4 protein-coding genes and 1 pseudogene are annotated in these 14,802 nt (G+C 27.6%); all 5 read right to left on the bottom strand.

The window, feature by feature from the left end:
* Positions 1 to 1,079 precede the first annotated feature (1,079 nt).
* Positions 1,080 to 2,201 carry a restriction endonuclease gene (locus MOSC01_RS0102405; protein ID WP_202795919.1) on the bottom strand — a complete coding sequence of 374 codons (1,122 nt, stop codon included), beginning with the start codon at positions 2,199 to 2,201 and terminating at the stop codon, positions 1,080 to 1,082.
* Between the two features lie 131 nt (positions 2,202 to 2,332).
* Positions 2,333 to 4,840, bottom strand: coding sequence for a DNA cytosine methyltransferase (locus tag MOSC01_RS0102400; protein ID WP_010321217.1), 2,508 nt, complete (start codon positions 4,838 to 4,840; stop codon positions 2,333 to 2,335).
* 21 nt (positions 4,841 to 4,861) lie between these two features.
* A pseudogene (locus MOSC01_RS04975) lies at positions 4,862 to 4,981 on the bottom strand (helix-turn-helix domain-containing protein); the annotation flags it as partial.
* A 190-nt stretch (positions 4,982 to 5,171) separates the two neighbouring features.
* Positions 5,172 to 5,348, bottom strand: coding sequence for a hypothetical protein (locus tag MOSC01_RS04715; RefSeq protein ID WP_157997856.1), 177 nt, complete (start codon positions 5,346 to 5,348; stop codon positions 5,172 to 5,174).
* A gap of 1,097 nt (positions 5,349 to 6,445) precedes the next feature.
* The gene (locus tag MOSC01_RS0102385) at positions 6,446 to 14,374 is read right to left on the bottom strand and encodes an ABC transporter permease (RefSeq protein ID WP_010321216.1); all 7,929 of its coding nucleotides are present in this window, start codon (positions 14,372 to 14,374) and stop codon (positions 6,446 to 6,448) included.
* Positions 14,375 to 14,802: the final 428 nt, after the last annotated feature.

Here is a 14,802-nt window from a genome sequence, read left to right as displayed (position 1 = left end):
AATTGCCTAAAACCGGATGCTTTTTTGAAATTACCTTATCAAACTGGGAAACTCAGGAAAAGAATAAATTTATTAGAATTAAGGAGGATTAGTTATGTTTTTTTGGCACAATAAACTCAGATAACGTGAATTTTCCGTTATGTTTTTAGGTATAATGGAATGGCTTAAATTGAACCGTTTGAAAAAAAAAAAAAAAATGCTTGGTTTAAAAAAATTTTGAGCTATAATAAAACTCACACTAAGAATAAAAGAATAAATTTTGATATTGAATTAAGGAGGACTTGATTATGTTTTTGGCACAATAAACTCAAATAATGCCATTTTTTCCATTATGGCTTTAAATTTAATGGAATGCTTTAAATTTGACCGTTTAGAAATCTCCAAATTTAAGGCTTTTAATTATTGGCTCTTTCAAAACTTCATATATTTTTTTAGGCTCAATGTAAGTAAAAACGAGTTTTCTATTTACATTGAGTTTAAATAGTAGTTGTATTTTTTTATGATTTTTGTTATTTTATCCATAAATTGATTTTTGCCAGTGTTTTAAGCTAAAAAAGGTAGTTTAGATATTTTATAATTTTGCTTTTTAAGTTAAAATTATGGCTTTTTTAGTTTGGTTTATTTGATTAATAAGTAGATTTTTTCTTTCGTGAGTGTTAGATTTAAAATTCAGTCTTTTTGCCTTGATAAATAATAAAAGGCGCTTTGACTTGCTTGTTTTAGGTGATGTACAATTATTTTTGGTTATAAATAATAAAAATCTGATTCAAACCTTTACCTGTTTTTAAAACTTTAAATATCAAGTTTAGCCAAATTTTGATAGAAATTAAAAAATATTGAGTTGTTTCTTGTCTAGAATTTGTAAAATATTAGTTTAAAAATTATGCGCGTATTTTTACCTAAACCTTGGTTAAATTAGTTTAAAAATTCAGGTAACTAGTTTTTATGTATGATTTTCCCGAGTTCCCCAGTTTTAAGCCAAAAATTCACTTTTTAGTGAATATAAATTTGAAAAAACACCCGTAAATTAAACCAGGACAAAAAAATTAACACTAAGGTGTTGACCTTTTTGTCCGAGTTTATTTGTTATCATTAATTATTGAAATATATTTATTATTATCAATGTAGTCGCTATAAAAATAGTCTATTTTGTTAATTATTGTAGGAAAATCCAAATATTCAATTTCACTAAACTCTTCAGTATCAAGACCTGTATTCAAAACATACATATAATCATAAAAATCATAAAGTTTAGGCAATGAATCTGAAACCAAATTATCCATTATCTTATTAGATTTTTTTAATAAACAAATATACTGAAAATCCTTATCGATATATTGAGTATTATTATTTGGATGAGCCATAATAAAATGCTGATCAGGGGTAAGCATTATTAAATTTTCTATATAGCCAGCAATTTGCGGATAATCTGATTGAGGGAAAATATGATGAGCTTGTGTTGCAATAACTGTTTCTGTTCCTTGCTCAATTTCAGATTTAGAACTGTAATATGTAGCATTATATTCTCTTAAAACTTTTTTAGCTTTATTTACAGTATATTTAGCATAAGCTTTAGACTTAGTTTGATCCAATGTGTCTTCGTATTCTTCTCTTGTTACCGATTTATCCTTGCCACTTAACTCATCTCTCCAATTAGCTTTATTATACAGCAGGTCATTCATAGTAATAATTTTTGATGACATTCTACCTTTTTCAGTGCCTAGTTTCTTAAGTTTAAATGCTAATGGATTTATTATTTTTGCGAATATCCTCCCACATTCTGTTTCTTTATTAATAGCAGTATTTTCAATAGTAAAATCAATAAAGTCTTGCCTTACATCTTTATATGAATCATTAGTTTGAATTTCAAAGAATTTTTCAAAGCTTTTATATAAATCACTATCCTTTAAAACTTTTACTATATACTCATAAAGAAAATTTAATGCATTTGTTTGCCTTAAAGCTATATTTTCTAATAGCTCTTGGTTATTAATCTTATAAAAATATCTATTATTTTCCTTTCTTGTTGACAATATTTTGCTATAAGACAATAATTTTATTGGTTGACCAAAATATTTATCATACTCGTTGCTTGCTTTTAATTCGGGGTCAGGTTTTGAAAAAATTTCAATAACATTGTTTCTAGAATATTCACTATGCCATATATCTGACACTGTAAATTCTTCATTTTCATTTTTCACATATTCTATAATACAATCCGCTATAATTCACACAACATCAAAAGTACATTTTTGATCTATCCATCTAGCATTGTTACTTTTTCTTAGATCATAATCAAATTGATTTAAAAAATGAGAGTAAATGCTCATTATTAGACCTCCTTGTTTATTCCAAACCAATACACACTTGTATTGTCAATATTCAATGAGCGAGTTTGATAGTTTCTTGCCAATGAATAAAATTCTCTAAATTCCTGACTAGAAATATATAATCTTTGCTTTTCTGATATTTCAAAGTCATATTTTTTTTGAAGTATTGCAACAGAACCATTAGTAATATAGCCTTTTTCTTTTCTTAATAGTCTTGGTTTGTAAGTCAGGTTGGGTGCTAAATAAACAACATCGCTGTTAATGAATTTATATACACTTAATTTTTTGGCTTTACATAAATCCATATATGAATCATAATCCTCAATATTAACTATTTGACTTCCATCATCAGAAATATTTCTAGATTTTATAACACGTACAGAATCGCCATTATAAGAGTTATTAAGCATTTTAGATGTGATTTGTCTATCTCTAAATACAGAAAACACGTCAAATATCAATTTATTCGAAACTTTATCAAAAAAATCATTTCTATAAATCACCCAATAAGGTAAATCATCAGAAAATATATATTTTTTAGGTTGCATAATTTTAACATTTTTGGTTAGTGATTTAACCAATATTTTTGAATTTTTTTTATTATTTATTGTTAAGTTTATAGTTTCGATTAAAACACCTTTAAATCCTAGTTCTCCAAAATCTAATATAGATTCAACATTGTATTCTTTGAGTATATTTCTAGTTTCTATATACTCAACGTTGCTTAATAAATTTTTTGGCAATATTAATGATACATTGTCAGAATCTAACAATGATTTTTCCAAGAATAATCCTGCCAAATTAGTTAAATTCTTACTAAAGACACTATTTTTAATGTATTTTAAAATATCTTTTGAACTTAATTTAGTAAATGGTGGATTCCCAATAATAAGGTCAAATTTAAAATTAAATTTTGCGTCCATATAGTCTGCGTTAATAAAATTAATATTAAAATTCTCAGGAATTGATTTACTATCGAAGATGACTTTTAATATATCTAACATTTCTGGGTCAATATCTATTACTGTGAGTGATACTTTTTTTATATAATCATATTTTTTAAATATAAGGGGAATAAAGTTGCCGATTCCAACAGAAGGTTCTAAAATATGAACCTCATCCTTTTCAAAGTCAGGTAATACTGAAACTATTTCATTTAATATTTTTTTTGGAGTATAAAATGCAGAATGAGAATATCTTTTAGCATTCGATAGTTCTATAATTCGAGCTAAGCTTTCAAAACAGACACTATCCTTGTTATTCAAAACATATTTTTTCAAATTACTAATATCAGCAAGTTTTTCCTCATCAATTATTTTATTAATATCAACCCCACTAATTTTTTTTTGACTAAGATGCTTTTTTATATTATTAGCAATTTGTCTAAATACTTCAGTGGGAACAGCTTCTCCAATACTCTGCCTAATGTTCATTTCTTCCTTTTTTGAGAGGGCTTTCTTTTCTTTATAGGATTTAGAATTTAAATCATCTAAAGATAAGTTCGACCACTTAAAACTATCTGGTATAGACATCATCTTCATTAATTCTCGTATTGAAAATACTCTGTCTTGATTAGGGTGAATGGTATTTTGACTTGCCATTTGATCATTTCTTGTATGAAAACATGGAGCAACTTTATCAAAAACTTGTCTTTTATATTTATCCCCATTCTTAAATTTATTGATTACTATTTCGCCGTTAATAATCTTGTGAGGCTTTTTAACATCATCTATATTATCAAATGCACTTTCACCCTCTTTGAGATTAGAAATCCAATCCCTCATATGAACAGGATATTCCCTAAAACTATGATAAAAATCTGTATTGTCATATTCACCCCATGATAATTCAGGCATAGTTCCAATAACTTCTCTTAATGTTTTCTCTTCTCTATAGTTAGGGAATAATTCTAGTGGCAATATAAAATCACTTTCTGACTTATGAACGCCTATTACCAATGTCCTAGTTCTAGAGGAATTTGAGCCATAATTTTTAAAATTTAATATTCTGTTTTCTATAACATATTCTGAAGACAATTCTGAAGTAATCATATTTCCAATTGAAACTACCTCAGAATTATATGTGCATCCAGTTTTCCAAAATGCTGCCACATTTTCAAAGACAAAAAATCTTGGCAAAACCTTTTTTACTATCTTTACGCTTTCGACAATTAAACTATTTCTTTCAATTTCATCATCTTTCTTTTTATGGTTGGCAACACTCATTCCTTGACATGGCGGGGTAGCTACAACAACATCAACTCTATCATTACCTATTTTGTTTCATAATTTTATTTCATCATAGATTTTATTTTGTACATTTTTATCTCTGATATCTCCGCTGATATACCCACTATTAAAACTACATTTATTATTAATTTTTTGGATGTTAAGTCTTCTTTCAATTAGTTCATTAGTAGCAATACATTCAAAATCTTCAACTTTAAATCCATAACAACCTACCCCAGCAGATGAAAACAAAGAAATATATGTCAATTTATTATTAATCATTTTATCCTCCACACTTTCCATAATTTTTGAAGTATCACAATTCAATGCATTGCACATTTTGAACAAGATATCTGTGTTTACATTCTTCTCAGTTTTTAATTTCTGAAATGTACTTTTACTTATGCTAGTAATATCTATCAAATCTTCATAAATTCTTAAAGTAAAATGCTCAATTTTGTAAATATTGTTAAAATGATAACAAATTTAACAATCAAGTTTAAATAATAGTCAGAAATCAATTTAAAGGCAGCAGTCAAGATATGAGTCTTTTCTAAATAATGTTTTTGGTTTGTTTGATTTGGGTATCTCAATTTCACTTTTTAATTTTTTTCTAATTTCACCGTTTTTTTTTATGTTTGGAACGAGCTTTAACATAGTAATATAAATCAGTGTTTGAGTCATAAAAAATAACAACAGGATGCGCTTCTATCGTTTCTTCAAGACTAGTAAAAATAAGAGAGTCGTTAAAACTAGTAGGTCTAAATTTTTTTACTAGTTTTTCAGTCATCTCAATTCCCCCTTTGGATAAAAATTTATTCTTATAAAATTAAATTATAAAGGAAAAGAAGTTAAATTTTCCTAAATTCCCCCTTTTTTAAAAGAAATTTCTAATATAAAATAAAAAATTATGTTTTAGACATCTGAAGAAAAAACAACTTTAATTAATAATTTAATCGAGAAAATTAAAGCTGATGGTGCGAGGTTTTTTGGAAAAAGTTAGGCAAATCAACGGGCAATGTTTTCATTCAAAAATTAAAAGACTGAATAATCAAAATCGCTAGTCTTTAAGGATTTTAAGTGTTGTAAATCTAAACTAAAAATAATAAAAAAGGCTAATTTATCGCCTTGTTTTTAGAATCACGTGAGTTTGACAGTTTGATGGCAAAAATTCACTTTTTATTGAATACAAATATGCAAAAATGCCGACAAATCCGTGTTTTTTGACTTTAAATCTTAATTTTTATAGTTTTGAAATTAAGCTTTTGCAAAAAATTTTTAAAAAAATGCTTGGTTTAAAAAAATTTTAAGTTATAATAAACCTCACTAAGAATAAATTAATAAATTTTGATATTGAATTAAGGGGGACTTGATTATGTTTTTGTCATAAAAAAATCAGAAAATGCGACTTTTCCATTATGTTTTTAAATATAATGGTATGCCTTAAATTTAACCGTTTAGAAATCTACAAATTTAAGGCTTTTAATTATGGCTCTTTCAAAATTTCACATATTTTTTTAGGCTCAATGTAAGTAAAAACGAGTTTTCTATTTACATTGAGTTTAAATAGTAGTAGTAGTAGTAGTATTTTTTTATGATTTTTGTCAGTGTTTTAAACTAAAAAAGCAGTTTAGAAATTTTATAATTTTGCTTTTAAGGTAAAATTATACCTTTTTTAGTTTGATTTATTTGATTAATAAGTAGGTTTTTCTTTCGTGAGTGTTAGATTTAAAATTCAGTGCTTTTTCCTTGATAGTTATTTTTAACGGAAAAAATTACAAATTAACTATTAAGAAGATTAAATAAAAAAACTTGGGTAGATCCCCAAGTTTTTAAATTGTTTTTGAATTAAGTTTTAATTAAAACAAATCAGTAAATAAATGAGAATTAAGTTTTTTCTTTAATTACATAAACAGATTTACGGTTTGTTAAGAAACGCCAAAGAATTGCAAGCACACTAAAGAAAATTACACTAATTATTAACAGCGCGCCAAAGAAGACAGGAACTGATATTGCCAAAGCAAGGAAAATTGAATTTGAAGCAAGAATATACGAGCTAAATATTCCCATTCCGAGCATTGCAAAAGGAACGCTTATTAGAGTTGCTAAAATTAAAATTGGGAGATAAATGCTATAGAAAAGTCGTAATTTTGTTCGATTTGAATATCCGAGAACGTCTAGAATCGCAATGTTTTCTTGATTTTCATTAATGATTGAAGAAGCGATAATAATTAAAATAATTAATGAAACGGCTAGGAAAACAATGACAACAATATTAATTCCAGCTCCAAAGAGATTAGCAAAATTTGAGATAAAGTTTGTTTCAATATTTTTAGCCTCAACACCTTGGGCGGCAATTTGGTAAATTGTATTACCATAAATTTCGTTGAAATTTTTTAGCGACTGTTTAATTGAAGAAAGGTTTTGGTTGACAAAAGTCGGATCAGTGAGTGAACTAAAATCTAAGTTTGAATTTTGGTTCACTCAGGTTGCATTTTGTTGCTGATTTTTGAGGTTAATAATTTTTAAAATTTCGTCTTTTGAGTAACCAGCAAGTTGTAAGGCACCTTTTTGACCTTGTTCGTCTTGACTAAAAGCAAAAATGTTAGCAAAATAACCAATTGTATCATCATTATTTAGTGAGTCAACATTAATCTCTGAACTACCTGCTCAGTATCCAGAAGGTGAGTACAAAGTAAAGGAATTAGTAATTTGCTCAATATCAGGTGAAGCCAGAATTAATCCGTTAAATGGTTTTAAATTATAAAATTCTAGGACTGAATCATAAATATCTAGACCAAGAAGTTTATTTGCCACGTCCTGTGAGGTAATTAATTCTGAATTTATATAAGTATCAGAAATACCAATTATTTTAAATTTAGCAGTTTTTTGTGGAATATCACGAATTTTTGCTAAATAACGATCAATAGTGTTAATAATTGGCATTTCAATTAGTGAATCTATCCCTAAATTGTGTTTTTTGGCAAAAACGTGGTTGACAACTAAAGGATAGACATCATTTTCAATTTTGAAATCATTAATAGCTTTGAGTAAATCTTGGTTTGATTCATCTTTGATTTCAATTATTGGGTTGTTTTGGCTTTGGGTATTATAACCGTAAATTTTAAGACCATTTTCAATTGATGATCCGTTATTATAGGAAGTGTCAATGTAAGTATAGACTTGATTTTGCGGAGCGTTTTTATCAGCATTAGGGCTTAGGGAAATTCCTGCAAAGGAAACAGTAAAGTCTTTTTCAACATTTGCATTCAAATATGACTCGACTAAAAATTTCCGGTATTCATCACGATTTTTGACTTGGCCAAAAATTGATACCTCATGAGCTAAGTAGTCATTCTTGACAGGATCAAACTTGAAGTACCAAAATCTACCTAAATTAACATTCCCCGGATCGGCTAAATATTTAAAATATGGTTGTTTGTTAGCGATTCTTTCTTCAATATTTTGTGATTGTTCCATTTGGAGAACAACTTTGTTGGAAATTGAAAAAATATTATTTCGCAATGATTCAGGAAGGTTTGAAAGAACAATATCAAAAATTGAGAGGTTATTTGATTCACTAATTTTAATATTTAGTCCTGATCGTGAAAGAACAACCGGATTTTTTGAGTTAGTATTTATTTCACCATTTTGGTTGGTATCACCAAAAACTGAAGGATTTCCTGGACGGAAGTAATTTGGTGAATTAGTGTTAATTTCAGAACCCGATCCAATTGGAACATATAAGTTTTTCTCAAGATTTTTTGGATTATAAACAACTAACGGTCCACCTTCACGCGTTGGACTAAAAAGATTTAATTTGTATGTATAATGACGATTTAGGTAAGTTTTTGTAATTGTGTTTTGGAAAATATTATGTGAAGACAATGAGAAAATTAGTGCAAATTGGACAATAATAATTGCAATTATTAGTGAGATAATTTTTCAAGTTGAATTAATAACAAGTGAAATTGAAAATTTGTTGACAATTTTGGTTTTTCGAAATAGTCTTGCCACGCCTTGGGCGAATTTTGAAGTGTTAATTTCACTAATTCCTGATAATAATTGGTTTGGTTTTTGTTTTAAATTTCAAAGAATTACTAAATAAATTAAGGCACTAATTGCAACAAATGGAACTACAAAGGAAAATACAAATGAAATTGGCTCAAAACTATAAAGATTTACATCAAATTCTCAAAACTGTGAAATTAAGCCAACAAGCGGAATTTTGACAAAAAATCCAACTAAATAACCAAGCAGTCCACCAATAAATGAAATCATTAAACCAATTGAGAGAAATGAAGAAGCAATTTCAAATAGTGTATATCCTTGAGCCCGAAGAATTCCAAGAACCTTATTGTTTGTTGAAATGTAACGTTTGATAATAAAGGCAACAGCAAAAAGTACTAGAAGTGATAAAAATAAGGTTATATAAATATTTATTGATGAGAAAGTAGAAATTATATTTGTTCCAACTGAAATTCTCAGTGACCTTTCGGGATTTAAAAAGTCAATTTCATCAGCACTAAATGTTCGCTGGAGGCGATTTAGGGAAAAATTCTTGGCAATTAAGTCATCAGTATCTTGCTTGAATTGTTCTAAATTACCTTGGGGTTTTAATTTGATCAATAAGTAATTTTTTACTGGATTTGAACGATATGAAAAGCGAGCCTTATCAAAACCAAATTTATTTACATAGGCCAAAGCTTGATTTGAAGGGTCGAGTTGAATATTTTTTTCGTCAATAACTGGATATAAATAATCAACACTAAAATCAGAACCAACAATTATATATTTAAGACCTGCGGCATTTAAAATGTATTTATCATCTAATTGATCAATTAATTTTTCAATATCACTAGCATTGTCAGGAATTTGTCCTTGGTAGATTTCTTTTTGATTCTTTTCTAAATAAGAATTGTTGACTTTGATAACATATGCACGATTATCATCAATATTAATTGAGTTGCTTGCAATACGGGTAACAATAATTTTTTCGAAGAACTTCTCATAAAATTTGTAAATATTAATACCAAAAAATTCGGGATTATCTTTTGATTTTTCGAAAATTAAAGCAGAAATATCTTTTAGTTTATAGTAGTCAAGCGAAACAGAGCTTGCCAAATTGCTATGAATAAAAGGAGGAATTTCTTCGTTATTTTTTATTTGCGATGATAAAAGATCAATTAGTTGTGATTGATGACTTGAAGGGTCGCCTTGAACTTGTCTTATAGACGGGATTCGTGATTGTAAAATAAAGGCAAGATTAAAATTGTTTGCTTCAGTTTCAATTTGTGCATCAGGATTTGTTGAGAATCATAACGGAATTTGTGGCAATTGTGCTGAAAAAAATTGTCCAAGTCCAAGAGATTCTAAATTTAGTCCAACAAGTAAAGGATTTAAAGTGGCATATTGACTAACAAGTGTTGATAGAAAGCGTTTTTTGAAAGGTGAGTCAGAAAATTTATTTTCTAGCAAAAAATTATCCATTATATATTTAACAGATTTATTAAAGTTGGCTTCAAAAGGATAATTTTGGGCATAATAAGCCAAATATCCTAAATTTTCGACTAATTCAGTTTGATTTTCAATTAGTCAAGTTTTAATAGTTTTTGTATTACCATGTTGGTCGGTATATTGTTTGTCAAAAACTGGGTCATTCAAAAGATTTCTAAATTCAGTGTTGTTGTTTAAATTTAGACTTGTAAGGTAAGGTTGTAAAATTGACCTTGATGCAGCAGGAAGACCGGCAAAAAGTCCTTCTTGGTTTTGTAGATTTTTAATTCCACCAAAAAGTGTTGTATCATTTAAAATTGCATTTGTTGAGGAAGAATTGGCAAAAGAATATAATTTATTAAATGCCTGTTGGAGTTCTAAATTTGGAAGGTTGTTTTCAGCAACAAAACGAATTCAAAAACGATAATTACGAACTGCAAGCCCAATAATTGAACTAGGATCACTAGTAATTGAGCTTTGTAATTTATCAATTAGATCTGCTGAGGCTGAAATATAAATTGGTCTTAGTTTTAGTGGAGTTGCAGCCGAAGTATTGCCATCTTCAACTTGAGAAGCGGGAATTTTGATTGAATTTGTTAAAAAGTAAAGAATGTCACCAATAGATTCATAATTTGCAAAAATATTTGCATCATCAAGACTTGGCGGTTTAATATTTGTGATAATATTACCGGTTTTTGTATAATTTTTAAAATTAAAGATTTCAAAAATGTCTTTGATTTCTTGAAGTCTATTTTTAATATCTTCAACATTATCAAGATTCACGATTCTTAAATATCTATTTAGAAAAATTCGCTCATTTAATGTTAAATTTGTAATTTTTATTTCAGGATTTTCGCTGAGTTTTGTCAAAACAGAACTTGCTAAGACATCAATTTGCTTACTTTTTTGTAAATTATCAGTATTTGCAACTGAATTTCAGTTAGAGCTAATAAATTGTAAGTCATAAATATCAATTTTTTGATCATCAACACCAGGAAGGAAATAACGAAGACCAATTTGTCCACTTCCTGAATCTTGTCCTTTTGAAGATGCATTAATTATTTTAATTAATGAATTTATTGTGCTTTGTCTTGTTTTTTCATCTTTAAGAAAAGTTCCAACAAGCGCAATTAAATAATCATTAACTTGTAGTTCAGTTCGTTTAAAAAATTCTTTGTCTGCTTGTGCTTTTTTCAAATTTTCTGGTAAATTTAAATATTTATCATAACCATCGGAAAAAACATTTTTTGTTAAGTAATCAAGATTTTTTACAAAAGTTGGGATGTCAAAATTAGTAATTAATTCAATTAGACCTTCGTTAATGTTTGAATAAGGGTTATTTTGACCTTTGCCGTTTAATTTTGTAAGAATTTTAATAATTTCAGCTTGTTTATTTTTTGCAAATCTTTCAACAATTGGTCTTGTTAAAAATCCAAAAAAGCCTTTAGTTTTTTCATCAACAACAGTTGAAAACATTGCATTAAAATCAATTTCATTAACAATATCAATTAAACCTGCTTTTATTCTTTGTTGGTCAATTGAGGCTAAAAATTCTTTAATAAAATCTACACCTGAAAAAAGACTAATTAAGTTTGATTTGTTTTTGTTAGTTTCTTCGAATCAATCGTTTAATTTATCAAGGAGTTTTTCAAAGTCAATTGAATAAATGACTTTTTGAAATCCATTTAATAGATTTATTGGATTTTTAATTGCCTTAGCGAGTGCCTCAATACCACCAAGTCGTTGAATTTGATCAAAAATATCAACACCAAAAGCAGATAAAATTGAGTTTAATGAAAAAATTTGTCTAACAAGATAAAGACTTCGCTCCGAATTAGTAGTAGCTGATTGCTCGGTTTTAGCAATTATTTGGTCAACAAAATTAGCAAGAACATCATTAATAATTGTTGGGCGGTTATTTTTAGTTAAAATATGACCGGCTTTTACAAGCAATTCAGAAAGTAAATTATAATTTTTAATTCGAAAAGCAAGAATATCAACTAATTTAATTTCATCAGCAGCAAGAGCAAGTGCATTAAAAATCGCATCGACATCAGGTTTTAAGAAAAAGCCATTATCGACTAAAACAGAATTATTCAGTGCATCTGCGGCTTGTAAAAATAATGAGCGGGCTGATTTTTGTGTGTCAATTTCATTTTGAACATTAGTTGAAAAGTAATAGTAAATTAACGGAATTGTTGCTGTATTTGAATAATTATCTACCCGTTTAAATCAACCACTGTCAGAAATTTTTGCATCAATTTCAAAGTTTTTATTTTCCAAGAAATTTGCCAGTAAAGCTTGTGTTCTCTGCTCACGACTTCCCGGATTTGTATTGTCAGTTTTTATAATATTTTCAGGCAGCAGTGTTCATTTAATCTCACCAAGATTTTTAAAAACATAACCAAATTGGTAATTTGGCAACAAAATTATTCCGTGAAAATCAAGGTTTGCCGAAGTGTTTGTAGTAGCAATTGGATTTTCGTCTTGAACTTTTTTAAGTAAAACAATTTTTGTATTTAAAATGTTTTGGTAAAGCAATTTTTGATCATCTTGAAATTCAACATTACCAAAAGTTACTTTTAAATCAATTAGGTTTGGATCAATTCCGTAACTTTCATGAGCAGCAGCAATTACTTTAGCTTGAAAAATTGCCGGAATTTTTGTATTTGAGTTATCTAAAATTTTCCCAACTTGAGGAAATAGTTTAGTTTCTCTATTTGATTTATAATCTTGAATTTCGTTAAATAGTCGTCCAAGTTGTTGCTGTTGGTCTAAATTTTGATTTTGAAAACTGATTTTATTAAAAATTTCGGGGCTAATTCCGGAATTAATAAAATGAATTACTTGGTTTGTTGTTGAATCTTGACCTTTTTGTTGAACGTCAATTGTAAAAGTTTGTCTTGTTCCAATTGAATCAACTACTTTTACATCTCTTCCATTAACTTTTTGTGAGTAATTTTGCAAATAATTATAAAAGTAAATATTTGCATATTCTTGAACATTTTGGGAAAGTTTTAAAAAGGTTGCATTTTTAATATTTGAATTTGATAAGTTATTTAATTCTTCATTTGTAACAAGCGCTAAATTGTTATTATTTAATTTTTCAATTTGGGCAATTGTACTTACAAAAGAAGGCTCACCTTTTTTTTGAAATTCAACGGTTAAATCTGAAATTGAAAGATCAGCAGAAACGATAGTTTCGTGATCACCTTCAGTAGTTATTATCCGTTTTTCCCAGTAGTTAATATTTTGTAATTCTTGAAATTGTTTTGGTTCATTATTTTTTAAATAAAGTAAATATTCTTTAATAAACCCAGTGAAATTTTGACTATTTTCATCAATTTCTTTAAGTTTATATTTGTGATTGATATACTCAATTCTAGATCTTAGATCACGAACTCAGTTTGGCAATAGTCGGTAGTTTTGACCTGGATCTAAAATTTTAAACTCATTAGAGCTTCAATTTATATCTTTTGTTAAATTAAAAGTTTTGGAAGTAATTCGCCCACTAATAGAATCACCGCTCTGAGTAAAACTAACAAAGGATCCGCTGCTATTTTCAATCTCAAAATCACCTTCAACTTTTTGCTTAATTTTTAAAAGTGAATATAAATCCGGCCCTTTTAATTCAAAGCCAATTCCTTGTCTTTGTCAACTTGAGCCTAAAATAGGATCAAAAGTTGCTTGTTTTGTAATACCATTAATGACAAGTGGATTAGCAAAATTGATAATAATTTTATCCCCTTGTTTGTAATAAACAAGAATGTCATTAGCTTTGTAATTTGTTCTATCTAAGGTTATTGTATCTACACTTGTAACAGAATATGATTTTACTTTTTTTTGAAAATTTTTACCATCATTTGTTATATAAACCGGCAAAAATGCTTGTTTTGACAATGAAAATGTGTTGTCATCATTTAATGTTGCATTAAAGTAAAATTCGCGACTAAATTCGGTCGAAAGAACATATTCATCATTACTTAAATGAGGCGAAATTGAACCTAAACTAATAAAATTATCTTTTATTATTAGTTGTTTTTTACTTTTTTCGTTCTCAAGTGGTTGATAGACTTCTGGCTTGAGTTCATCATATCCTTCGTTTTGGGCGTTTCCAAAATAATTAAACTCAGTATTAATCGTTGCATCATGAAGGCCAGAAAAATTTTTATACTCATCTAACCGGTCCCCATAGGCCCGGTTTGTCGTAAATAAAGTAGTAAAAATTACGGCGGTAAAGAAAACTAAAGTTATTAGCCCAACAAAAATAACTTTAGTTTTTAAAAACATTGCAAATATGTGTTTAAAAATTTTCTTCATAGGCTACCTACCTTAAAACTTAAAATTATAGTTTAAAAAATAAAAATAGCAACAAAAAAATAAATTAAAATTAAAAATTAGTTCTGACAAATCTGCCGTATATATAAATAATAAATAATATTATATAGTTAAAAAGCTCGATTTAAATTTTTTTAAAGTGACAGTTGCAATTAATCTTAAAAAGGGATTTTTAAATTATCAAATTTTTAAAAAAAGTTTTTTTGTTTAAAAATGTTGTATAATTTAATTTTTATTTTATTTTTCTAGTTTGCTCCTTATCTAATTGGACCAATCTAATCGATTTGTATTAAAAAAAATCTGGAATAACAAAAAGAAGCGGGGTAAAATAATGAAAAAAAATATCTCCAAACCTGATTTTTCTAAAGCATTCAAAATCTTTTTAAGTTTCGGTACTTTATCTCTGGCCG

Origin of the sequence: Mesomycoplasma ovipneumoniae SC01, from assembly GCF_000218525.1 — a bacterium.
Lineage (GTDB): Bacteria > Bacillota_I > Bacilli_A > Mycoplasmatales > Metamycoplasmataceae > Mesomycoplasma > Mesomycoplasma ovipneumoniae_A.
Note: the sequence above shows the minus strand (reverse complement) of the source record. Positions and strands in the feature narration are given on the sequence as shown.